The sequence below is a fragment of the Corynebacterium sp. LK28 genome (assembly GCF_014335105.1).
In the GTDB taxonomy this organism is placed as follows: domain Bacteria; phylum Actinomycetota; class Actinomycetes; order Mycobacteriales; family Mycobacteriaceae; genus Corynebacterium; species Corynebacterium macclintockiae.
Window position 1 is genome coordinate 101,102 of record NZ_PDGZ01000014.1, and the last position, 23,556, is coordinate 124,657.

Here is a 23,556-nt window from a genome sequence, read left to right on the forward strand (position 1 = left end):
ATGGGAAGTCAAGCATCGTGACTAATAACTCTTCTGCTGCCCACACTGGTACCGCTCGCGTCAAGCGCGGCCTGGCCGACATGCTCAAGGGCGGCGTCATCATGGACGTCGTTACCCCGGAGCAGGCCAAGATCGCCGAGGATGCCGGCGCTACCGCCGTCATGGCTCTAGAGCGCGTGCCCGCCGATATCCGCGCCGAAGGTGGCGTGTCCCGCATGTCCGATCCGGACATGATCGAGGGCATCATCAACGCCGTCTCTATCCCGGTGATGGCTAAGGCTCGTATCGGCCATTTCGTGGAGGCTCAGGTCCTGCAATCCCTCGGCGTGGACTTCATCGACGAGTCCGAGGTGCTGACCCCAGCCGATTACAAGAACCACATCGACAAGTTCGACTTCGAGGTGCCTTTCGTCTGTGGCGCCACCAACCTGGGTGAGGCACTGCGCCGCGTCAACGAGGGCGCAGCCATGATTCGCTCCAAGGGCGAGGCCGGCACCGGCGATGTTTCCAACGCCGTGACCCACATGCGCACCATCCGTGCGGAGATCAACCGACTGACCTCCATGGCTGATGACGAGCTCTACGTTGCAGCCAAGGAGCTGCAGGCGCCGTACGAGCTGGTTCGCGAGGTAGCGACCAACGGCAAGCTTCCGGTTGTGCTGTTCACCGCCGGTGGCATCGCCACCCCGGCCGACGCTGCAATGATGATGCAGCTCGGCGCCGAAGGTGTCTTCGTCGGCTCCGGCATCTTCAAGTCCGGCAACCCGGAGCAGCGCGCCCGCGCCATTGTCCAGGCCACCCAGAACTACGATGACCCGGCGACCATCGCCAAGGTTTCCCGTGGACTGGGCGAGGCCATGGTGGGCATCAACGTGGATGAGATTCCGCAGCCACACCGTCTGGCGGAGCGCGGCTGGTAATGGCAGATCACCGTCCGAAGATCCTTGACATCCTGGATCTGGAGCGCGTCGACCGCGACATTTTCCGCGGTAGTCCACTGCCGTCGAAGTTGGCTCGCACCTACGGAGGCCAGGTGGCCGCCCAAGCTCTGGTGGCAGCTACCCGCACAGTGAGCGACGAGTTCAGCGTGCATTCCCTGCACGGCTACTTCGTCGGCCCCGGCAACCCCGACGCGCCGACGGTGATGTTGGTCGACCGCGTGCGCGATGGTCGATCTTTCGTTTCCCGTTCCGTTAAGGTCGTACAGAACGGCAAGGCCATCTTTATCATGCAGGCCAGCTTTCACATCCGGAACGACTACGGCCCCGAGCACTCCGATGAGATGCGCGCGGTTCCGGACCCAGAATTGATTGTGGTTGATCCGAGATCGCTGACCAGCATGCAGCGCCTGTTCCGTGACGAGTGGGCGGATTGGGACGTGCGGATTGTGCCACCGGAGGACTACGAGCACAACAAGTACACCGCCTCCCAACAGGTGGTGTGGTTCCGCACGAAGACCCCGCTGCCGGAGGTAGAGGGTTTGGACGCAGACACACTGCACGTCTGCACCCTGGCGTACATGTCCGACATGACGTTGCTGTCCTCGGCGTTGGTTCCGCACCGCCCGGCGGAGTTCCAGGAGGCCTCGCTGGACCACGCGATGTGGTTCCTGCGCCCCTTCCGTGCCGACGAGTGGCTTTTGTACGACCAGATTTCCCCGTCCGCCCACGGTGGTCGAGCTTTGACCCACGGGCGGATCTTCAACCAGCAGGGCGACCTTGTTGCCGTGGTTACGCAGGAGGGTCTGACCCGCAGCCTGCGCGACGGTGCCTCCTCGGTGCCTTTGAAGAAGCAATAGCTAGAAGGAGCAGTAGCGCTGTGATCATCGGTGTGTTGAGCGTGCAGGGCGGATTCGTCGAGCACATGCGCAGTATCGAGCGCCTGGGCCACGAAGCCCGCGCCGTCCGCCGGACCGAACACCTGGAGGGCCTCGACGGGCTGATCCTGCCCGGTGGCGAGTCCACAACGATGTCCAAGTTGCTGGATCTCGGCGGAATGCTGGAGCCTCTGCGCGCCCGCATCGCCGATGGCCTGCCGGTGTTTGGTACCTGCGCCGGGTTGATCCTGCTGGCCGATCGGGTTCTGGATACTCGTGCGGACGCCCACAGCTTGCACGCGCTAGACATCACAGTGCGGCGCAACGCTTTCGGCCGCCAGGTGGATTCCTTCGAGACCCAGTTGCCGTTCGGGGATATCGAGACGCCGGTCGAGGCCGTGTTTATCCGCGCCCCCAAGGTCGAGGAAGTGGGCGATGGGGTCAAGGTGGTTTCCACCCTGCCTGATGGAACCATCGTGGGCGTGCGCCAGGGTAACGTGCTGGGATGCAGCTTCCATCCGGAGTTGTCCGAAGACAATCGCGTGCACGGCTACTTCCTACTGATGGTTGAAGGGCACCGCGCTGGGGTGTAGGGCGGTTCCGGCGTGGGGGCGTCAATAGAAAAGGCCATGCGCGTGACTGTCGGTGCAGCGGGAGGTCTAGTATGGAAGCGATACAGACGAACCCGACTACCGAAAGAGGACCATGTCCGGCCACTCAAAATGGGCAACGACCAAGCACAAGAAGGCTGCCAACGATGCGAAGCGTGGCAAGGAATTTGCCAAGCTGATCAAGAACATCGAAGTGGCTGCCCGTACCGGTGGTGGTGACCCCAGCGCGAACCCGACGCTGCAGGATGCGATCACCAAGGCCAAGAAGTCCTCGGTGCCCAACGACAACATCGAGCGCGCCCGCAAGCGCGGCTCTGGCGAAGAAGCCGGCGGCGCTAACTGGGAAACGATCATGTACGAAGGTTACGGCCCCAACGGTGTGGCCATGCTCATCGAGTGCCTGACCGACAACCGCAACCGCGCCGCCACCGACGTGCGCACCGCCATGAACAAGAACGGCGGCAACATGGCCGACGCGGGCTCCGTTTCCTACCTGTTCAACCGCAAGGGCGTGGCTGTGCTGGAGAAGGGCGACCACACCGAGGACGACATCCTGCTGGCCGTGCTGGACGCGGGTGCGGAAGAAGTCAACGACATCGGCGAGAAGTTCGAGGTCGTGTGCGAGTCTTCCGATATGAACGCGGTGCGCGACGCGCTGAAGGAAGCGGAAATCGACTACGACTCCGTTGAACAGGACTTCCGCGCCACAATGGAAGTTCCGGCCGATGCGTCCACGGCGAAGAAGGTGTTTAACCTTATTGACGCGCTGGAAGATTCAGACGACGTGCAGAACGTGTTTACGAACATGAACCTGTCGGACGAGGTGCTGGCGGAGCTGGACGGGGAGTAATTGGAACATCTGTGCTATTCTTTATGGCACGATGAGTACTCCACAGAATTCCGCCTGGGGCGCCCCAGCCGCTAGCCCGACCTCGCTGGCCGGGCTGCGCGTCATGGGGATCGACCCTGGGCTGACACGCTGCGGACTTTCTGTAGTGCAGGCGGGGAAGGGGCGGGCCGTGTACCCCGTGGCCGTGGGGGTGGTGCGGACTCCCGCCGATATGGCGCTAGAGCAGCGACTGCTTAAGCTATCCACTGCGGTGGAGCAGTGGTTCGACGATTACCAGCCGCATGTGGTGGCGCTCGAGCGCGTCTTTGAACGATCCAATGTGTCCACGGTGATGAACACCGCCCACGCATCGGGCGTGCTGATGCTTGCCGCGGCGAAGCGGGGAGTGGACGTGCACATGTACACGCCCAGTGAGGTCAAGAAGTCCATCAGCGGCAATGGCCGGGCAGACAAGGCACAGATGACCCGCATGATCACCCGCATCCTGGGGCTCGGCGAGCCGCCGAAGCCACCGGACGCGGCGGATGCGTTGGCGCTGGCGGTCTGCCATTGCTGGCGAGCGCCGCTGAACCATCTTGTGAAGGGGAAACTATGATCGCATCACTGCGCGGAATCGTCATTGATAAGGGTCTTGATTACGTGGTTATCGAGTGCGCCGGTGTCGGCTACCAGTGCGCTGGCACGGCCACGACCATCGCGGAGCTACCACGCGGCGAAGAAGTGTTCGTGACCACCGCGATGGTGGTGCGCGAGGACTCGCAGACGTTGTACGTATTCAAGGATGCCGACGAGAAGCGTGCGTTCAACACCCTGCAGTCCGTTTCCGGCGTGGGCGCACGGCTGGCACTGGCTATCCTGTCCGTGGTGTCGCCCGCAGAGCTCGCCGTGGCGGTATCCAACGGAGACCACAAGACTTTGCAGAAGGCCCCCGGAGTGGGCAAACGTCTGGCCGAGCGCATGGCCGTGGATCTGAAGGGCAAGGTTGCAGACTTCGGTGATCCGGCCGGCGAAGGCGCACTGGGAACTGCGGTCGGGGCAACCGGCACGTCCGGCACCGGCGGGGCAGTCGCCCCGGACGTCCGTGAACAAGTCATCGAAGCCCTGGTGGGATTGGGCTTCACTGAGCCGAAGGCGAACGCGGCTGTCGACGGCGTGCTGGCACAGTGGCCGGAGCAGACCCCGCCCGATGCCTCCTCGCTGCTGCGCGCTTCCCTGGCCGCGGTGAAATAGGGGAGACTGTAGAGCATGAGCGATATTGAGCGCACCGAGTTCGAACTGCCACCGGGCGTGGGCAACAACTTTGCGCCGAACAACCTCGCCCCGAACCAGCAGCTGAACCCCCAAGAAACCTCCGGGGATTCCGATATCGATACCTCCCTGCGCCCGAAGTCTCTAGACGAATTCATCGGCCAGCCGAAGGTACGCACCCAGCTGGATCTGGTCCTCGGCGGGGCGCGCTCCCGCGGCGTGGCTCCCGACCATGTGCTGTTGGCCGGTCCGCCGGGACTTGGCAAGACCACGATGGCCATGATCATTGCTCAGGAACTCGGAACCTCCCTGCGCATGACTTCCGGCCCCGCGCTGGAGCGCGCGGGTGACCTGGCTGCCATGCTCTCGAACCTCATGGAGGGCGACGTGCTCTTCATCGACGAGATCCACCGCATGGCCCGCCCCGCCGAGGAAATGCTGTACATGGCCATGGAGGACTTCCGCATCGACGTCATCGTCGGCAAGGGGCCGGGCGCTACCTCTATCCCCATCGAAATCGCCCCGTTTACCCTGGTCGGCGCTACGACGCGCGCGGGCATGCTCACCGGGCCACTACGCGACCGCTTCGGCTTTACTGCACAGATGGAGTTCTACGACGTCGCCGACCTCACGCGCGTCGTCACGCGCGCTGCGGGAATCTTGGGGGTTGATATTACTGGGGACGCCGCAGCGGAGATCGCCTCCCGTTCCCGCGGAACCCCGCGTATCGCCAACCGATTGCTCCGCCGGGTCCGCGACTTCGCGGACGTCAACGCCGACGGGAAAATCACCGTCGAGGTGGCGCGTGCCGCATTGTTGGTTTTCGACGTCGACGAGTCGGGGCTGGACAGGCTTGACCGGGCGGTCATTGAAGCGTTGGTGAAAGGCCATGGTGGTGGACCGGTGGGCGTCAATACCCTTGCGCTGGCGGTAGGGGAAGAACCGTCAACGGTCGAGGAAGTCTGCGAGCCCTACCTCGTGCGCGCCGGAATGGTCAGCCGCACACCGCGCGGGCGAGTGGCCACCGCGGCGGCGTGGCGCCACATCGGGCTGGAACCACCAGAGGGCACCATCGGGGTCTAGCGGGCGGTATGGCAAGATTGGCCTTATGCCAAATGACATTATTCTTATCGTCCTGGTCCTTCTGGTTTTCGTTGGTCTGCCTCTGATCCAGATCCGCAAGCAGAACAAGCGGGTGCAGCAGATCCGTGACTTCCAGGATCGCCTGGGGCCGGGCATGGTCGTGAAGACGACCTCTGGCCTGCACGGTCGCGTTACTCACGTAGGGGAGACCACCGTTGACCTGGAGGTTGCGAAGGGGGTTGTGACGACCTGGGAGAAGGTTTCGATCCTCGAGACCGTTGATGCGGTCGAGCCGGGCTCGCAGCAAGCTTCGCAGCTGACGGAAGACTAACGACCTAAGAATTACCTGCTAACTAGCGCCACGACGAGCGTCGGGTGTTTTCAATACCCCAAGTAGGCGCTAGTATCACGGGGTTGGATTTTTCTAAGTACACCGGCCACGCCGACGGGTGCAGGGCTGGATTGTAGGAGACATAAAGCGGTGGCAAAGAAGCAAAAGAAAAAAGCTACGCGGGGTGGCTTCGCATGGCCGAAACGGGCGATCGCCGCATTCGTAGTGATCGCCCTGATCGTGTTGGGCTTGATCATGTTCACGGGCAACAAGTCCTTCGGACCCAAACTGGGCATCGACCTGCAGGGTGGCACGCGCGTGACGCTGGTGCCACAGGGCGATACCCCGACGCCGGAACAGCTCAGCCAGGCTCGAACGATCCTGGAGAATCGCGTTAACGGCATGGGCGTATCGGGCGCATCGGTGGTGACCGACGGCAACAACCTGGTCATCACAGTGCCCGGGTCGGACGCAGGTGAGGCTCGCACGCTGGGCAAGACCTCCCAGCTGCTGTTCCGCCCGGAGTCCCAGCCAGGTCAGCCGACGAAGGACTTCCCCAAGGCGCTGAAGGACATGGCTAACAGGTGGGTGGAGAACGGCATCATCACGCCGGAGTTTGCCAACGAGCGCCTGGCCAAGATGGCGAAGGGGCTCCCGCAGGCCGGTCTGAAGGTCGACCCGAAGGACATGAAGGTCACGGCCAAGCCGCCGGCGACGCCGAAGGACTCGGTGGAAGAGCAGGAGCGCCGCGATAAGCAGGTGGAGGTGCTGAAGGCTGACCGCCAAAGCACCGATGGCAACAAGCAGCAGGCTGCAGGCTCCCTGCTGGACTGCGAGAAGAGCGACCCCATGGCGGGCTCCGACGATCCGGCGAAGCCACTGGTGACTTGTAGCGACCAAGGTCCGATGATCCTCGGCCCGGCACCGCTACTCAAGGGCGAGACCGACGAGAAGCACGGCGAGCGCCTGACCGGCGAGATGATCGATACGAACTCGCAGATCACCGGTGGCCTGCAGCCGAACTCGGCGCAGATGGCCATCACCTTCAAGTTCAAGACTGGCGACAAGACTCCGGGTGGCGAGACCTGGTTCGCACTGGGCCAGCAGATGCTGGGCAAGCGCGTGGCTATCACCCTGGACTCTAAGGTGATCTCCGCGCCGCAAATCCAGTCTCCAACCCCTCCGGGCGAGGTATCCCAGATCACGGGTAGCTTCTCCGAGAAGGAAGCCCAGGATCTGGCTAACAACCTGCGCTACGGCGCGCTGCCGCTGAGCTTCGTCGGTGAGAACGGCGAGCCGGGCGGAACCACCACCACGATCTCCCCGTCGCTGGGAGCCGCTTCCCTGAAGGCCGGAGTGATCGCTGGCCTGGTCGGCCTGGTGCTGGTGGGCCTGTACGCCCTGGCTTACTACCGCGGCCTGGGCGTGGTGGCCATCGTCTCCCTGATCGCTGCGTTCTCTCTGGTGTACGGCTTCATCGTTCTGCTGGGTCGCTGGATCGGCTACAGCCTGGACCTTTCCGGAATCGCCGGCCTGATTATCGGCCTGGGCACCACCGCTGACTCCTTCGTGATCTACTTCGAGAGGATCAAGGACGAGATCAAGAACGGCTCGACCTTCCGCTCCGCCGTGCCGCGTGCTTGGCAGCGAGCTCGCAGCACGATCGTTACCGGTAACATCGTTTCCCTGATCGCAGCCGTGATCCTGTACTTCCTGGCCATCGGCGACGTGAAGGGCTTCGCGTTTACGCTGGGTCTGACCACCCTCTTCGACCTGGTGGTTGCGTTCCTGCTCACCGCACCGCTGATCATCCTGATGTCCCGCCGGGCGTTCTTCGCTTCCCCGAAGCTCAATGGCCTGGGCTCTGCGTACCGCGTTGCGGAGCGCAAGTACGGGCGTAAGCCCCACGCGCACGCTGTGAGCGCCAAGGAGAAGGCGAAGGCTGAGAAGTCGGCGTCGAAAGCAAAAGACAGCTCGACAGACACCGACACCGACACAGACACAGCAGACACCGCATCCATGGACGACCAAGAGTCCTCGACCTCCGAGACCAAGGAGGGGAAGTAAATGAGTAACGCTGAAACCCTAAGTGCGGCAGAAGCAACGACCGCTGAGACAACGACCGCTGAGACGACCACTGAAACGACCGCAGTAGCAACCCCGGTCGACGCGCCAGACACCCAAGCCGGTGGCTTCTTTGAAAAGATCTACAACGGCACCGGTGGCTTCCGCATCGTGCAGAATCGTGGGCGCCTCTACGGCATCCTCGTCGCTGTGCTCGTTGCCTGCGTGCTGTCTATCGCGGTACGCGGCTTTACCCTCGGCATCGATTTTGAGGGCGGTACCCGCATGACGATGCCGCCCGCGGGTGGAGCCACCGAGTCCAGCGTGTCCGAGGTGTTCGAGGAAGCAACTGGCATCGCGCCACAGTCGACCCAGACCGTCGGCAGCGGTGACGCGGAATCCATCGAAATCACGGCGGAGCGCCTGTCGGAAGAACAGATCCGCAAGGCACGCTCCGCACTGTTCAACGAGTTCCACCCGAAGAACAACGTCGGCGAAATCACGCAGGACGCAATTAGCGATTCCACCGTGTCCGAGTCGTGGGGCAGCAGCATCACCAAGAAAATGCTTATCGCCCTCGGCGTGTTCCTGCTGGTGGTGTTCCTGTACATCGCGATCCGCCTGGAACGTGATATGGCCGCCGCCGCAATTATCTGTCTGCTGATCGACCTGACTGTTGTTTCGGGCACCTACGCCCTCATCGGCTTCGAGGTTTCGCCGGCTACCGTCATCGGCCTGCTGACGATTCTCGCGTACTCGCTGTATGACACGGTGGTGGTGTTCGACAAGGTACAAGAGAACACTGCCGGGCTGTTCGGATCCACGCGCTCGACTTTTGCCGAGGAGACAAACCTGGCCATCAACCAGACGATCATGCGTTCCATCAACACGTCGATCTTCTCCCTCGTGCCGATCGCCTCTCTGCTGGTTGTCGCTGTGGGCATCATGGGAGTGGGAACGCTCAAGGATCTGGCGCTGGTGCAGTTCATTGGCGTGATCGCCGGTACGTTTAGCTCCATCTTCTTCGCCGCCCCGCTGTTGGTGACCTTCAAGATGCGCCAAAAGAAGTACAAGCAGCACGAGGCTCGAGTGGAGCGCGCGCGTTCCCTTGCCGTTGCTCCTACCGACGATTCTTCGGAGGATGACGCCGCAGTGGAGGCCGCCGAAGAATCCAGCGCACAGGACGAAGCAACCGATACTCCGGCGAAGCGCGGAGTATCTAGCCCCAACGCGAAGCTGGAGTCCAAGGCCGCGGACAAGAAGCGTGCGGTGGATGACTCCACCGAGGACTTCCTGCGCGAGACCGGCAACGAGGATGCCGGACGGTCCTGGCGCCCGGGCATGTAAAACGGTTGTCGGGAACGCTGGGCAGAAGAGTTGAGGAGGCAGGCAGTGATTCGCAGGCGGCGCGCAGCACAGCACACAACCACGGCCACCGCGGCGCTGGCACTAACTGCCGCGCTGACCGCGGGAGGTCTGGCGGCCTGCTCCGAGGGTAGCGGGCTGAAGCCGGCACCGGAGCAGTTTGGGTACGTGTTGACGAGCGACCTGGTGACCTCCAACGCCGGCACCGCTGTCGGCGTGGCGACGGATGCTGCGAAGATTTCCGCCCGGCTGTACCCGGGGGCCTTCATCGCTGGTTCCAGAGGACAGAACCTGCCCAACGGGGACCTAGTGACGGCCAAGCCGGGCCAGGATGACCCCCGGCGGGTCGACTACACCATCAACGAAAAGGCCAGCTACTCCGATTCCAAGCCCGTAGTATGCGACGATTTTCTGTTGGCCTACCAGGCCAGCAAGCGCGCAGATCTCTTTAACTCCGACATGCCGCTGTTTGGGCAGGTAGAGCGCGTGGACTGCGCCGCCGGTGCGAAGAAGTTCAGCGTGCATTTCGCGGAGAAGCGGGGTAGCCGCTACCGCGAACTATTCGGCCCGGGCACGGTGCTGCCCTCCCATACTGTGGCGCAGAAGGCCGGAGTGGAAAACGTGGTGGCTGCCATCGATAGTGCCGATGAACAGGCACTGACGGAACTGGGCAAGGCCTGGCAGGACGTGTTTAACTTCCACAAGACCGACCCCGCTGAGGTTCCTACCTCTGGGCCGTACAAGATCGGCGCCCGGGAGGACAACGGGTCGTTGAAGCTGGAGAAGAACCCCGAGTGGAAGGGCGTGGAGGCCAACCAATCGCCGGTCTACCTGTGGCCGCACGACGCGGATGTGAAGAGCCTGGGGGAGCACAACCAGCTTTCCGTCGTGGACATCAACCGCGGATCCGGTGATAAGCCCGGCAAGCTCGCTGGTGACCTGGGTCTTAACGGCGATGATTACCGCGTGGTGGAGGAGCATTCCCAGCGCGTCGACACACTGCGGATCTCCGATCTCGGGATCCTGCAGGATCCGGCGACGCGCCGCGCCCTGAACTCCTGCATCGATCGCACGGCCATTGCGAAGACGGTGGAGAAGGAGACCGGCGCTGCGGTGGAACCCACCGGCCTGCGAATCCTCGGCACGACCCACCCGTTGCGGGAGTACCTCGAGGACATCAACCGTCGGAACACCGCGACCGACATCGAGGCAGCCCGTCCGTCCCTGCAGGGTTTGACCATTCGGATCGGCTTCCTGGACAGCGTGCCGCGCTATCGAAAGATTGTTGACGCCCTCAAGGATCAGTGCTCCAAGGCTGGCGTGGAGATCCAGCCTGTGCCCCGGAAGGCGGAGGACTATGGACTGCTTGGCGTGGACTACGACGTTGCGCTAGACACCCGCTCTGCAGCGGGCAGGAATTCGGCGGTTAACGCCACGGAATCTTCCACGCTGAAGGAGATCCGCGTTGCGGAGCACACCCTGGCTGAGGACGCTCTGACGCTGCCCCTGATCACGGAACCGCGGACCGTCTTGGCGGAGGTGCATGCGGCCAACGTTCTAGATAGTTCCTCAGACACCGGGGTGAGCTGGAACATGGACCGATGGGTCGAGGCCGACGAACCTGTATCCACGGGGCGTGCTTCCAATGACACGAAGGACATCGGGGACGGAGAGGGCACGAAGAACACAGAGAGCTCCGCGGGTGCCGGAATGGCTACCGAGGAAAAATCTAAGGCGCCGGAAAAATAACCCTGAAGATTAACCCCGCCCTGCAGCGCCGAGCCTGAGGGTGGCGTTAGAGTGGTACGGGTTACCTGCCACACCAGCTAGCTTGTTCAGAAAAGAGGACTGTAGAGCTTTGACATCCACAGAAACTGCCTCCCAGGCGCTGCGCCGACTGATCCGTATCGTCCCCGACTTCCCCTCCCGGGGGATTGTGTTCGAGGACCTAACCCCGGTGCTAGCTGACCCAGAGGCCTTTAGGCTGCTGGTCAAGGATCTGGCGGATCACTGCCGCAACTTCGACATTGACCTCATCGGCGGACTGGACGCCCGCGGCTTTCTGCTGGGTAGCGCCGTGGCCTATGAGCTCGGAGTGGGCATTCTGGCAGTACGCAAAGGTGGCAAACTGCCACCCCCGGTTCACCACGTGGATTACGCTTTGGAATATGGCACGGCTGCTCTAGAGATCCCCGCCGGGGACGCGATTCCGCTGCACGGCAAGAATGTTTTTCTTATCGACGATGTCCTTGCAACCGGCGGTACCCTCAGCGCCTCCCGGGAACTGCTGGAAAAAGCTGGTGCCAACGTGTGTGGCCTCGGCGTGGTGCTAGAGGTAGCCGCGCTGGACGGTCGGGATCGCCTAAAGGATCTTCCGCTCTACGTGGTCGATCAGGCCCGCTAAACCCGTCCCGGCGGCGGAGCCGCGAGTGGCGTCAATAAAAGAGCACGGCACAACTTAATAGTTCGAGCTAGAGACAAAGAGGCAGGGTAGAGCGGCAATGAGTAACGAAAAGGGGTCGCTGTGGATGGCGGCTCGGATCGCGCGCAGCCTCACCGGCACCGGTAAACCAAAGATCAACCCTGTGCTGGGGCCGCTGATCTCCGTGCATCGGCGCTTCCACCCGCGAGCAGACCTCGCCCTGCTAAACCGTGCCTATGCCACCGCCGAGAAGCTGCACGAAGGCGTGAAGCGGAAATCCGGCGAGCCCTACATCACCCACCCGCTGGCCGTGGCAACCATCGCCGCCGAGATTGGCATGGATACCACAACCGTCGTCGCAGCGCTGCTGCACGACACGGTGGAGGACACGGAATACTCGCTGGCGGATCTATCCCGCGATTTCGGCTCGGAGGTCGCGCGCCTGGTGGACGGGGTGACGAAGCTCGACAAAGTGGTGCTGGGTTCCGCTGCGGAGGCAGAGACCATCCGCAAGATGATCGTCGCAATGGCCGAGGATCCGCGCGTGCTGGTGATCAAGGTCTCCGACCGCCTGCACAACATGCGCACCATGCGCTTCCTGCCGCCGGAGAAGCAGGCGAAGAAGGCACGGGAAACCCTAGAAGTTATTGCCCCGCTGGCGCACCGCCTGGGCATGGCAACGGTCAAGTGGGAACTCGAGGATCTGGCCTTTGCGATCCTGTATCCCAAGAAGTACGAGGAGATCGTGCGGCTGGTAGCCGACCGTGCCCCGAAGCGCGACCAGTACCTGGCCAAGGTCAAGCAGGAGATCGAGCTGGCCATGTCCCGCAGCTCGCTGCACGCCACGGTGGAAGGCCGACCCAAGCACTACTGGTCGATCTACCAAAAGATGATTGTGCGCGGGCGGGACTTCGATGAGATCTTCGACCTGGTGGGCGTGCGCATTCTGGTCGATAACGTGAAGGATTGCTATGCCGCCGTCGGTGCGATCCACACGATTTACCAGCCGATGCCGGGAAGGTTTAAGGACTATATTTCCGCGCCAAGGTTCGGCGTATACCAGTCGCTGCACACCACGGTGATCGGCCCGGACACTAAGCCGCTGGAGGTGCAGATCCGCACCCACGAAATGCACCACAACGCCGAATACGGCATTGCGGCGCACTGGCGGTACAAGGAAACCCGCGGTAACAACAACAGCGAGTCTCAGGAAGTCGACCAGATGGCGTGGATGCGCCAGCTGCTGGACTGGCAGAAGGAAGCCGCGGACCCCAACGAGTTCCTGGATTCGCTGCGCTACGACCTATCGACGAACCAGATTTTCGTCTTCACACCCAAGGGCGATGCGATTACGCTGCCGAACGGGTCCACGCCCATCGACTTCGCCTACGCGGTGCATACGGAGATCGGCCACCGCTGCATTGGTGCGAAGGTCAACGGCAAGTTGGTGGCGCTGGAATCGAAGCTGAAGACTGGCGACAAGGTGGAGGTGTTTACCTCCAAGGATCAGAACTCCGGGCCGACGAAGGACTGGATGAACATCGTCGTATCGCCCCGGGCGAAGGCGAAGATCCGCCAGTGGTTCGCCAAGGAACGGAGGGAAGAAGCGGCGGAGAAGGGTCGCGACATGCTGGCGGCCGAGGCGCAGCGCGGCGGGCTGGCAGTGCACCGACTGTTCACCCACGAATCCCTGCGGATGCTGGCCAGCGACCTGAACTATTCGGATGTTGATGCGCTGTACACGGCGATCGGTAGGGGAGAGATCACCCCGGGCCACGTGTGCCACCGCCTGGTAGAGGGCTTGGAGCCGGAGTCCGAGGCGGACGATGTTCTGCAGTCCGGCTCGGCCACCTCAAAGATCGCGAATACTCCGCAGGAGGGGCGCGGCGACGGCTCGGGAATTCTGGTGCAGGGAGAGGCAGACTTCTCGGCGAAGCTGGCGAAGTGTTGCACCCCAGTACCGGGGGACAAGATCTTTGGCTTCATCACCAAGGGCGGGGGAGTCAGTGTGCACCGCACGGACTGCACCAACGCAGAGAAGCTGCATCAGGAACCGCAGCGGATCATCGAGGTCTCGTGGGCCAGCAGCTTCCACAATGCGGTGTTTATGGTCACGATCCAGATCGAAGGCCTGGATCGGAATGGGTTGCTATCCGATGTCACGCGCGTGGTCTCGGAGCAGAAGGTGCCGATCATCGCCACCAATTCGCATACTGCGGGCGATCGGGTGGCGACGATCCGGTTCACGTTCGAGGTCTCGGACACGAAGCAGCTGGGATACATGATGAACCAGCTGCGCAACGTCGAAGGCGTGTACGACGTCTATCGCGTGACCACCGGCGGTTAAGCCGGGAAACGCTAGAGCGCTGAGGCGCCGGGGTGCCCGGTTCTAGCCCAGCACGGCGGACTCGATGTTGATGTCCTCGGTCGGAGCAGCATCGCCCTCCGGAGCCTTCTCCATCAACTTGTCCAGAATCTTCAGCCCAGCCTTGTCGATGGTGCCGAAGATGTTGTAGCTCGGCGGCAGGGTGGTATCGCCGGTGACCAGGAAGAACTGGCTTCCGTTGGTGTTCGGACCGCTGTTGGCCATCGCCAGGGTTCCGCGCTTGTAGTTAACAGGCTGCTGGGCCTTGTCCTTATCCACACCGTTGAGCGGGTATTCGTCAGCGAAGGAGTAGCCCGGGCCGCCGGCACCGCTGGCCTCCGGGTCGCCGCACTGCAGGATCGTCATGGAGTCGGACTTCACGGAGCGGTGGCACTTCGTGGAGTCATAGAACTTCTTCTGCACCAGGTGCTTGAAGGAGTTCGTGGTGCACGGGGAAACACTGTTCTCCAGCTCCAGGCCAACCTTCTGACCGTTCATGGTCAGGGTGACCTTCTCGGTGCCCTGGGACTGGACCCCGTCACCATTCGGCAGCCCGGCCTCGCTGAGCTTGCCCTGAGGGTCCTTCTTGTATTCGCACTTCACCGTCATTCCATAGGGCTCCTTCGGGCCCCGTGGCAGAGATGCGGGTTTGATGTCCTTCTCTTCGCTCTGCTTGGTCTGCTCATCCTGCTGTTCGCTCTCTGCGACCTGGTCTTCGTTCTCGTCGGAGCTGTAGGTGGAGGCGAACCAGATACCACCGACAATCACGACCAGTACGGCCAGAGTTGCGGCGACCACGCCCAGCGGCGCGACCTTTGCCTTGCGCTCGCGGGACTTGAGAGCCTTGGATAGCTCGTCCAGCGCCTCGTCGCGGTAGGCGGAGTTAGGGTAGTTATTCTTGTCAGGCGAATCAGACACGTCTTCTAGGGCCTTTCTTGTGCTAGATACGGTGATCCATTATGCCTCATGTGATGCCCGGATAGTGCGAAGGGGGCGAGTGGTTTCGTCGCTTTTCGCTAGGCTGTAGTGGCATGAGCACCGATAGCGCGCCCAGCCCCGTTGACCTTCCGGAGAGCACCCAGATCTTAAGCTTTCCCGCCGGACCTTTCGAAACCAATTGTTATGTGGTGATTGATGGTTCGGACGCCACCTCGGGGGAAACCTCCCCGGCGGTCGTTATAGACCCTGGCCTGGGTGCTTTTGCCCATATCCAAAGGCTCGCTGAGGAGAATAGGTTCTTCGTGGAGAAGGTCGTGCTAACCCACGGGCACATTGACCACATCCGCGACGCAGGTGCATTCGGAGTGCCTGTGTACGTCCACGAGCTCGACCGCTTTATGCTGGAGATGGATCAGGCGGCCAGCCCGCTGGCGCAGCCTTTCGATGTAGCAAACATGCCGAAGATCGAGGACATCCGCCCTCTGGGGGATTCCATCAGTATCGGTGGCGCGGAGTTCGAGATCCACCACATGCCGGGCCACTCGCCCGGGCACGTGATGTTCCGCGTGAATGGTCTGATCTTCGGTGGGGACGTGCTGTTCCGCGGGGGAGTAGGCCGCACAGATCTGCCGGGATGCTCGCCGGAGGACATGATGCTGAGCCTGAAGAAGCTCACCACTGATTTCGCCGACGGCGACATCGTGTTGCCGGGACATGGCCCGCACACCACCATTGGGGAAGAAAAGCGCACTAATAGCTTCCTGGCAGCAGTGAAATAGCGGTGCAGTACACTGATCTTTTGTGACTGAGAGCGACAAGAAGCAACAGAAGGCCCAGAAGTTCACCGCGCTGAGCGCGCCCAAGGGCGTGCCGGACTACGTGCCGCCGACATCCGCGGAGTTTAAGGCGGTCAAGGATGCCTTTACCAGTGCCGCGCATGCCGCGGGCTACGAGCACGTAGAGCTGCCGATCTTCGAGGAGACCTCACTGTTCGCCCGTGGCGTGGGCGAGTCGACGGACGTCGTGTCGAAGGAAATGTACACCTTTGCAGACCGGGGTGGGCGTTCGGTGACGTTGCGGCCGGAGGGAACGGCGGGCGTCATGCGATCCGTCATTGAACACAACTTGGACCGAGGGCAGCTGCCGGTCAAGTTGGTCTACAACGGTCCCTTCTTCCGCTACGAGCGCCCGCAGGCGGGGCGCTACCGCCAACTCCAGCAGGTCGGTGTGGAGGCCATCGGCGTGGACGATCCCGCGCTGGATGCCGAGGTCATCGCGCTGGCACACCGCTGTTTTACCTCCATTGGTCTGAACGGCTTCCGCTTGGAGCTGACCAGCCTGGGTGATTGGGAGGATCGCCCTGCCTACCGCCAGAAACTCCAGGACTTCCTGGCCACCTTGCCGCTGGATGAGGAAACCCAGCGTCGCGCGCAGCTGAACCCACTGCGCGTCCTGGATGACAAGCGGCCCGAGATGCAGGAGATGCTGGCCGAGGCGCCCTTGATGCTGGATCACCTCAGCGATTCTTCCCGTGAGCACTTTGAAACCGTGACTGGCCTGCTGGATGACTTCGGCGTTGGCTACACCATCAACCCTCGGATGGTGCGCGGCCTGGACTACTACACCAAGACCTGCTTCGAATTCGTTCACGACGGCCTGGGGGCGCAGTCTGGAATCGGTGGCGGTGGCCGCTACGACGGCTTGATGGCGCAGCTGGGCGGGCAGGACCTGTCTGGAATCGGCTTCGGCTTGGGAGTCGACCGAGCCTTGCTGGCGCTGGAAGCGGAGGAGAAGAAGGCGTCCACAGGAAGAAGGGTCGATGTCTACGGCGTGGCACTGGGCGCAGAGGCCAAGCGCCGCATGGTGAGTATCGTCAACGACCTGCGTGGCCGCGGTATTTCCGCCGACATGTCCTACGGCGACCGCGGTCTGAAGGGGGCGATGAAGGGCGCCGACCGCGCAGGTGCGCTGTACGCTCTAGTGCTCGGTGACAAGGAGCTGGCCGAGGGAACAGTGACGGTCAAGGATCTGGCGGCGCACGAACAGCAGCAGATTGATCTGGCAGCGGTGGTGGAGCTGCTGGAGGAAAAGACGGCCGAGGCTTAGAGGGGCTCCGCAAGTCACGAGCCCTAAGCAACACTCGTCACATCTTTGCCCCCGTGTCACACCGCACGGGGGTATTTTTGGTGAATTGAAGTTTAATACTTTCGTTACATTATATGAATTGCCTGGTCACAGGGGGATTTGCGCAAAGCATTGCGCGGACAGAAGCAGGTAACGGTGGTTAGCTCTCCTTCGTTGTAGCACGTCTTTCTTGCGCAACTTTTGAAGATTCGTTTCAACGAGGAGAAACCCAAAGTGTTCAAGCTGTCTCGCCGCAGTTCCCGTGCCGTGATGACCTTCGCCATGGCACCAACCCTGGCTCTCGCGGGCCTGAACGTCCCTGCATACGCCGCTGAGTCCGACCAGGTTAGCCTTAACATCATCGGCGTCACCGACTTCCACGGCCACCTGTCCCAGGCCAAGGACCGCAACGACAACATCAAGGAGCCCGGCGCGGCCGTGATGGCCTGCTACATCAACAAGGAACGCGAAGAGAACCCGAACACCAGCTTCGTATCCGCAGGCGACAACATCGGTGGCTCCCCGTTCGAATCCTCCATTCTGAAGGACAAGCCGACGATCGAGGCGCTGAACCAGATGGGGCTGGAGGCTTCCGCCGTGGGTAACCACGAGTTCGATAAGGGTTGGTCAGACCTGAAGGATCGCGTAGGTGTTAACGGCGACAAGCTTGCGAAGTTCCCTTACCTCGGCGCGAACGTCAAGGGTGCAGAGATGGCGCCGTCCAAGGTCATCGAAAAGGACGGCGTGAAGATCGGATACGTTGGTACCGTCACCGACACGACCTCAACCCTGGTGTCCCCGGACGGCATCAAGGGCATCAGCTTTACCGACCCGGTGGCCGCCACCAACGCTGAGGCAAAGCGTCTGAAGGACAGCGGCGAGGCCGACGTCATCGTGGGACTGGTGCACGAGGGCATGGATAACAAAGAGTTCTCCGGCGATGTGGACGCAGTGATCGCCGGTCACACCCACGTACTGCGAAAGCTGGACGGTAAGCCGGTGCTGGTGCAGCCCGCCAACTACGGCATGGACCTGGCGGATATCGACATCGTCTACGACAAGGCAGCTAAGAAGGTCGTGTCCGTTACCGCTGTCAACCGTTCGGCTAAGGACATGATGGATCGCTGCGGAGCAACCCCGGACGCCGAGGTGGCGAAGATCGTTGCAGCTGCTAAGGACGCGGCGAAGACCGAGGGCGAGAAGGTAGTTACCAACCTGAAGAACGACTTCTACCGTGGCGCCAACGGCGACGGTGACCTCGGCAGCAACCGCGGCACCGAATCCTCTCTCAACTCGATGATCGCGGATGCCACCCTGTACGGCGTGAACGAGCTGACCGACCTGAAGGCCGACCTGGGAGTGATGAACGCCGGTGGCGTGCGCGAGGATCTGGCCTCCGGCGAGGTGACCTTCGCAGAGGCATTCTTGGTGCAGCCCTTCGGCAACTCCCTGGGTGTTGTGGAGATCACTGGTGAGCAGCTGAAGCAGGCTCTCGAACAGCAGTGGAAGCCGGGCGGGGAGCGCGCAATGCTGGCGTTGGGCTTGTCCAAGAACGTGCAGTACGCCTACAACCCCGATGCAGAGCAGGGTAAGCGCATCACCTACGTCACCGTCGATGGCAAGCCCCTTGATCCGAGCAAGAAGTACCGCGTGGCCGGGTCCAGCTTCCTGCTAAACGGTGGCGATGGCTTCGAAGCTTTCAAGGGTGGCGAGTTCCAGGACGCAGGCCAGATCGACATCGATGCGTTCAACCGCTACTTGAAGGACAACTCGGATATCTCCATCCGCCCGAACCAGACGTCCGTCGGCGTGCAGCTGTCCGGCGCGGCCGTGGATGAAGCAAAGGTTTCCGATGAGGCCCTGCGCGGTAGCGTGCTGGCGCCGAAGAAGGACGTCACCGTCAACCTCAGCTCTCTGGCTTACACCGGCAAGGAGGATAAGCCGACCACGGCGACCGCCAAGTTCTTGAAGTGCGATGGCAAGACCGCTATCGAGGGTGCCGAGGCTAACAGCAAGATGGATAACACCATCACCGATGATCACGACGAGACCGGCAAGGCAACCGTCAATCTGACGGTTCCGCAGGAAGCAGGCTTCCTGCAGATCACCACGGATGCCGGCAGCGAGCTCAACTACCCGGTCGCCGTCGAAGGCAACAAGGAGTGCGGCGTCGAGCAGCCGGGCGAAGGCGACGAGCAGCCGGGCACGGATGGCTCTCTGTCTGGTTCCTCCGAGGGCGGCATCATCGCTGCAGTGATTGGCATCCTCGCCGTGATCATCGGTGGCGCAACTGCCATCGCTTGGGTACAGAACCACGGTGGCATCCCGACCCACATCCTGCCGCAGTGGGCGCGCGACATGCTGCCGCAGTGGGCGCGCAACATGCTCCACATCTAGGTCACTGTAATCAGCACCTCAACCACCTCTAGCTCCCGCCTCACCAGCGGGAGCTATCTTCTACTAGAAAGCAGACTTTAGAATCATGAAGGCACGTTTCAAGACCATCACCTCTGTCGCCACCTTCAGCGCGCTGGCTCTAGGAGCCAACGTCCTCACCGTCCCAACTGCCGTGGCTACCCCGGCTGGCGATAAGGTCGTCATCAGCGCAGTGTATGGTGGCGGCGGCAACTCGGGCGCGACGCTTAAGAACGATTATGTTGAGCTGTTCAACCCCACCGACAAGCCGATCAGCCTTGACGGCTGGACCGTGCAGTACCTCGTCGCCAGCGGCAACAACAACGGCAAGCCTGTGGCCCTGTCCGGCACCATCCAGCCGAAGTCGTTCTATCTGATCAAGGGCGCTGCGGGTAACGGCGGTACCCAGGAATTTGTTGCTGACGCCACCAGTGGCGACCTGGCCATGGGCGGTACCAACGGCACCGTCGTATTGACCAACTCTTCCGATGTGTGGGCCGCCGGTACCCCCGCGATCGACATCGTGGGCTACGGCAAAACGCAGGTGAAGGAGGCTTCCGGAACCGGCGCCTTGGGTAGCGCAAAGGCGGCGGCGCGTTCGGCCGAAGGCAAGGACACTGACGACAACAGTGTGGACTTCTCCGTCGGTGAGCCGAAACCGCGCTTCAGCGGTGGCGATGCGCTCGACCCGAACGCAAAGGCTCCCGAGCAGCCGGAGAAGCCTACCGACCCAACTGATCCCAAGGATCCGGCCCAGCCGGGCGAGGGGGAGCAGCACAAGATCTCTGACATTCAGGGCACAGGCGCGAAGTCCCCGCTGGTGGATAAGCAGGTTAAAACCGCAGGCTGGGTTACCGCCAGCTACCCGAACGGCGGCTTCGACGGCTTCGTTATCCAGGAGGGCGGCAAGGCGCAGCTGCGTAAGCCGGGGGAGGCTTCCCAGGCCGTGTTTGTCTACACCGGGAAGGGTGGCACCCCGGCGGATCTCGGCAAGTGCGTCGTGGTTACCGGCAAGGTCGGTGAGCACTTCGACTCCACGCAGATCGGTTATGCCAAGTACACCGAGTCGACGAACCCGACTGAAGACTGTGGCGACAAGCCGGAGCCGATTAAGGACGCCATTCCGCTGGATGAGGAGACCCGCGAGGCCAACGAGCACATGCTGTTCCAGCCCAGCGCCACCTACACGGTCACTAACAACTACAGCCTGAACCAGTACGGATCGGTGGATCTGGTGGAAGGCAACGAGCCCCTGTACCAGGCGACGTCCGTGGTTGCCCCAGGTGCGGAAGCTCAGGCTTACGAGGCCGGCAATGCCAAGCGCGTCGTTACCCTGGATGACGGCTCTTCGCTGGACTACCTCCGCAACAAGAATGCCCAAAACACCCCTCAGCCGTACTTGAAGACCGCCGAGGGAATCAGGTCCCTGCGCACTGGCGACAAGGTCAGCTTCGCCCAGCCCACCGTTTTGTCCTACAACTTCAAGAAGTGGTCGCTGCAGCCCGCCAGCCAGATCACGGGCGATACTGCTCGTGGTGATCTGCCGATCACCTGGGAGGACTCGCGCCCGGCAGAGGAAAACGGCCCGCAGGAAGTCGGCGGTAGCCACTCCATCGCCAGCTTCAACGTGCTGAACTACTTCACGGATCTGGGTCAGAACACTGACGGCTGTGGTTCCTACAAGGACCGCGAGGGCAACCCGGTCACTGCTAACAACTGTGACGTCCGCGGTGCGTTCACCGAGCAGGCGTTCAAGGATCAGCAGGCCAAGATCGTGAAGGCCATCAACACCCTGGATGTTTCCGTCCTGGCGCTGGAGGAGATTCAGAACTCCGCGACTTTCGGCAAGGATCGCGACGTGGCGCTGAAGCACCTGGTCGGTGAACTCAACGGCAAAGGTGGCAACTGGCAGTACGTGCCGAGTCCGGCAAAGGTTGCGGCGAACGAGGACGCTATCCGCACGGCATTCATCTACCAGCCGGACAAGGTGGAGCCGGTCGGGGAGTCCAAGATCCTCGACGTTGAGGCTTTCAACGGGATTGCGCGCCAGCCCCTCGCACAGCAGTTTAAGAACAAGGGCGCGAAGGATGATCAGGCCTTCGTGGCCGTGGTCAACCACTACAAGTCCAAGGGCAGCGTGGCGAATGGTGACGCGGATACCGGCGACGGCCAGGGCAACAACGCGCGCCTGCGCGCCGAGATGTCCCGCCAGTTGGTCAAGTGGCTGGCCGAGGACGCTGATCTGAAGGACAAGCCGCAGTTCGTACTGGGCGACTTCAATGCCTACGCCAAGGAAGATGCCATCCGCATCATCGAAGAGGCTGGCTTTACCAACCTGGAGGGCAAGTACAAAGCGGGTCATTCTTACCAGTTTGGCGGCCGTGTCGGCTCGCTGGATCACGTGCTGGCGAATGAAAAGGCTACGAAGTTGACCACCGGCGCTGACGTGTGGGACATTAACGCTGACGAGTCCGTTGCGTTCGAGTACTCTCGTCGCAACAACAACGTGGTTGATTTCTATGAGCAGAACGTGTTCCGCGCGTCGGACCACGATCCGATCAAGGTCGGTTTTAACGCACCGGGTGCGGAACCGGGGAAGCCGGGCGAACCCGGTAGCCCTGACAAGCCGGGCGAACCCGGTAACCCTGACAAGCCGGGTGGATCCTCTGGTTCCTCCGATAGCTCCAAGCCGGGTCTCGACGGCTCGTCGAAGGCGGGCATCATCACCACGATCATGCTGGGCGTCATCGCACTGGGCACCGTGGGGGCGGGTCTGTGGGGTTGGGTCAACCACCTGATTCCGGCTCACATGGTTCCGAATTGGCTGCGCCCGTTTCTGCCGCCGCAACGCTAACCACGGGGACTAGCGGCAAACCCGGGCGACTAGCGCTGGAAGTCCTGGTGGCAGGACTTCATGGTGCCGCCCTGGTAGCCGCGCATGAACCATTCCACGCGCATCTTTGAGGATCCGTGGGTCCATTTGTCAGGGTTAACTTCCTGCCCGGCGCTGGACTGGATGGCGTCATCACCAATGGCACGGGCGGTCTTAATTGCCTGCTCGACCTGCTCCTGGGTGAGGGGCTCCAAGAGAGCTCCCTCGCCCTTATCTGCGTTCTGGGCCCACACGCCGGCGTAGCAGTCGGCTTGGACTTCCATTTTCACCGCATTGGAGTCCTCGCCTGGATTGTCGTAGTCGCTTAGCCCCAGGTTCCCTTCCAGCTGCTGAATGTGGTGGCCGAACTCGTGGGCAGTGACGTACATCTGTGCGAACGGTCCATCGGAACCGCCCATCTGTTTTAGCTCCTTAAAGAAGGGCGTGGACATGTACACCGTCTCGTCGCCCGGGCAGTAGAAAGGCCCGGTGTTGGCGAGGTTTGCCGATCCGCACCTGGTACTGGTTTGGCCTTCGGCAATCACAAGCCCCGGCTTGGTGTAATCGATCCCGGCTTCCTCGGGAAGTGCTCGACCCCAGAAATCGTCGACGGAAGTCGCGGTCGCCAGGATTCGGCAGTCGTCGTTCTTATTCGCGTCATCGGCGGTCTTGCAGTGCTCGAAGCCTTCACCCTGCCTACTGTTACTGACGCCCGCACGCTGGTCGGAGGCATTGTTTCCACCCAACATGCCGAGTCCGCCGTTAAAGAGGAACACCAGAATGGCGGCAACGATGATTCCCGGAATGCCGAAGCGGCGGGCGAGGGCGCCAAAAAGTAGGCCGGTAAAAAGGCCACCGCCCCCACCTTGGTTGCCACCCCCGCCCCCGAGGCCGAAACCGCCTCCGCCGGAGCCGCTACCTCCGCGCTGTCCACGGTCGGAATAGTTGTTCAGATTGTTGTTAAAAGTCACAAGTGAATCGTGCCATACCCGGGCGCCGTATACAGCCCTATGGGGACAAGGTAGGCTATAAGGTCGATAAAGGCTAGAAA

Annotated in this window: 19 protein-coding genes; 17 read left to right on the forward strand and 2 right to left on the reverse strand. The window is 62.0% G+C overall.

Annotation, left to right across the window (positions count from 1 at the left end; translation table 11 throughout):
- Positions 1-17 precede the first annotated feature (17 nt).
- The 13 genes from pdxS (at position 18) to CRD15_RS08685 (ending at position 14,137) form a co-directional block, all read left to right on the forward strand.
- Complete coding sequence (gene pdxS / locus CRD15_RS08625; protein WP_141747037.1) at positions 18-920, forward strand: pyridoxal 5'-phosphate synthase lyase subunit PdxS; 903 nt, start codon at positions 18-20, stop codon at positions 918-920.
- The gene (locus CRD15_RS08630; protein ID WP_034982003.1) at positions 920-1,798 is read left to right on the forward strand and encodes an acyl-CoA thioesterase II; all 879 of its coding nucleotides are present in this window, start codon (positions 920-922) and stop codon (positions 1,796-1,798) included. The genes pdxS and CRD15_RS08630 overlap by 1 nt, the downstream gene beginning before the upstream one ends.
- A 20-nt stretch (positions 1,799-1,818) precedes the next feature.
- Positions 1,819-2,409 (forward strand): pyridoxal 5'-phosphate synthase glutaminase subunit PdxT, encoded by a 591-nt coding sequence (gene pdxT / locus CRD15_RS08635; RefSeq protein ID WP_187402362.1) that lies wholly within the window; start codon positions 1,819-1,821, stop codon positions 2,407-2,409.
- A gap of 112 nt (positions 2,410-2,521) precedes the next feature.
- Positions 2,522-3,277, forward strand: coding sequence for a YebC/PmpR family DNA-binding transcriptional regulator (locus tag CRD15_RS08640; protein ID WP_034968213.1), 756 nt, complete (start codon positions 2,522-2,524; stop codon positions 3,275-3,277).
- Positions 3,278-3,308: 31 nt separating this feature from the next.
- On the forward strand, positions 3,309-3,872 hold the full coding sequence (gene ruvC / locus CRD15_RS08645) for a crossover junction endodeoxyribonuclease RuvC (RefSeq protein ID WP_187402363.1): 564 nt from the start codon (positions 3,309-3,311) through the stop codon (positions 3,870-3,872).
- Entirely contained in the window at positions 3,869-4,507 is a 639-nt protein-coding gene (gene ruvA, locus CRD15_RS08650; RefSeq protein WP_187402364.1) for a Holliday junction branch migration protein RuvA, read from the forward strand. The genes ruvC and ruvA overlap by 4 nt, the downstream gene beginning before the upstream one ends.
- 15 nt (positions 4,508-4,522) lie before the next feature.
- Positions 4,523-5,608 (forward strand): Holliday junction branch migration DNA helicase RuvB, encoded by a 1,086-nt coding sequence (ruvB, locus tag CRD15_RS08655; RefSeq protein WP_187402365.1) that lies wholly within the window; start codon positions 4,523-4,525, stop codon positions 5,606-5,608.
- Between the two features lie 25 nt (positions 5,609-5,633).
- Entirely contained in the window at positions 5,634-5,939 is a 306-nt protein-coding gene (yajC, locus tag CRD15_RS08660; protein ID WP_034968196.1) for a preprotein translocase subunit YajC, read from the forward strand.
- A gap of 150 nt (positions 5,940-6,089) precedes the next feature.
- Positions 6,090-8,006 (forward strand): protein translocase subunit SecD, encoded by a 1,917-nt coding sequence (gene secD / locus CRD15_RS08665; protein WP_034968191.1) that lies wholly within the window; start codon positions 6,090-6,092, stop codon positions 8,004-8,006.
- Positions 8,007-9,350: a protein translocase subunit SecF gene (gene secF / locus CRD15_RS08670; protein WP_034968187.1), complete on the forward strand. Its 1,344-nt coding sequence runs from the start codon at positions 8,007-8,009 to the stop codon at positions 9,348-9,350.
- A gap of 45 nt (positions 9,351-9,395) precedes the next feature.
- Positions 9,396-11,117 (forward strand): ABC transporter substrate-binding protein, encoded by a 1,722-nt coding sequence (locus CRD15_RS08675; protein WP_370546983.1) that lies wholly within the window; start codon positions 9,396-9,398, stop codon positions 11,115-11,117.
- 109 nt (positions 11,118-11,226) lie between these two features.
- Positions 11,227-11,772, forward strand: a complete 546-nt coding sequence (locus tag CRD15_RS08680; protein ID WP_051892223.1) for an adenine phosphoribosyltransferase — start codon at positions 11,227-11,229, stop codon at positions 11,770-11,772.
- Positions 11,773-11,869: 97 nt separating this feature from the next.
- A complete protein-coding gene (locus CRD15_RS08685) occupies positions 11,870-14,137 on the forward strand; it encodes a bifunctional (p)ppGpp synthetase/guanosine-3',5'-bis(diphosphate) 3'-pyrophosphohydrolase (RefSeq protein ID WP_034968180.1) in 2,268 nt (755 codons plus the stop codon).
- A gap of 42 nt (positions 14,138-14,179) precedes the next feature.
- On the opposite strand, the gene CRD15_RS08690 is transcribed toward CRD15_RS08685, so the two are convergent.
- Positions 14,180-15,073: a peptidylprolyl isomerase gene (locus CRD15_RS08690; protein ID WP_034994055.1), complete on the reverse strand. Its 894-nt coding sequence runs from the start codon at positions 15,071-15,073 to the stop codon at positions 14,180-14,182.
- A 113-nt stretch (positions 15,074-15,186) separates the two neighbouring features.
- Here CRD15_RS08690 and CRD15_RS08695 point away from each other — a divergent pair, with 113 nt between their 5' ends.
- The 4 genes from CRD15_RS08695 (at position 15,187) to CRD15_RS08710 (ending at position 22,487) form a co-directional block, all read left to right on the forward strand.
- Complete coding sequence (locus CRD15_RS08695) at positions 15,187-15,873, forward strand: MBL fold metallo-hydrolase (protein ID WP_034994053.1); 687 nt, start codon at positions 15,187-15,189, stop codon at positions 15,871-15,873.
- Positions 15,874-15,895: 22 nt separating this feature from the next.
- Positions 15,896-17,200 carry a histidine--tRNA ligase gene (hisS, locus tag CRD15_RS08700; protein ID WP_034994051.1) on the forward strand — a complete coding sequence of 435 codons (1,305 nt, stop codon included), beginning with the start codon at positions 15,896-15,898 and terminating at the stop codon, positions 17,198-17,200.
- Positions 17,201-17,452: 252 nt separating this feature from the next.
- Positions 17,453-19,615 (forward strand): bifunctional UDP-sugar hydrolase/5'-nucleotidase, encoded by a 2,163-nt coding sequence (locus CRD15_RS08705; RefSeq protein ID WP_034994074.1) that lies wholly within the window; start codon positions 17,453-17,455, stop codon positions 19,613-19,615.
- An 85-nt stretch (positions 19,616-19,700) separates the two neighbouring features.
- On the forward strand, positions 19,701-22,487 hold the full coding sequence (locus CRD15_RS08710; protein ID WP_034968160.1) for an ExeM/NucH family extracellular endonuclease: 2,787 nt from the start codon (positions 19,701-19,703) through the stop codon (positions 22,485-22,487).
- 29 nt (positions 22,488-22,516) lie between these two features.
- On the opposite strand, the gene CRD15_RS08715 is transcribed toward CRD15_RS08710, so the two are convergent.
- A complete protein-coding gene (locus tag CRD15_RS08715) occupies positions 22,517-23,476 on the reverse strand; it encodes a neutral zinc metallopeptidase (RefSeq protein WP_034994050.1) in 960 nt (319 codons plus the stop codon).
- Positions 23,477-23,556 lie beyond the last annotated feature (80 nt).

Bases quoted from the DNA above. Each gene is read 5' to 3' on its own strand.
- CRD15_RS08630 (WP_034982003.1), top strand. From the start codon at position 920: ATGGCAGATCACCGTCCGAAGATCCTTGACATCCTGGATCTGGAGCGC.
- CRD15_RS08695 (WP_034994053.1), top strand. From the start codon at position 15,187: ATGAGCACCGATAGCGCGCCCAGCCCCGTTGACCTTCCGGAGAGCACC.
- CRD15_RS08710 (WP_034968160.1), top strand. From the start codon at position 19,701: ATGAAGGCACGTTTCAAGACCATCACCTCTGTCGCCACCTTCAGCGCG.
- ruvA (WP_187402364.1), top strand. From the start codon at position 3,869: ATGATCGCATCACTGCGCGGAATCGTCATTGATAAGGGTCTTGATTAC.
- secF (WP_034968187.1), top strand. From the start codon at position 8,007: ATGAGTAACGCTGAAACCCTAAGTGCGGCAGAAGCAACGACCGCTGAG.
- yajC (WP_034968196.1), top strand. From the start codon at position 5,634: ATGCCAAATGACATTATTCTTATCGTCCTGGTCCTTCTGGTTTTCGTT.
- CRD15_RS08685 (WP_034968180.1), top strand. From the start codon at position 11,870: ATGAGTAACGAAAAGGGGTCGCTGTGGATGGCGGCTCGGATCGCGCGC.
- CRD15_RS08640 (WP_034968213.1), top strand. From the start codon at position 2,522: ATGTCCGGCCACTCAAAATGGGCAACGACCAAGCACAAGAAGGCTGCC.
- ruvB (WP_187402365.1), top strand. From the start codon at position 4,523: ATGAGCGATATTGAGCGCACCGAGTTCGAACTGCCACCGGGCGTGGGC.
- ruvC (WP_187402363.1), top strand. From the start codon at position 3,309: ATGAGTACTCCACAGAATTCCGCCTGGGGCGCCCCAGCCGCTAGCCCG.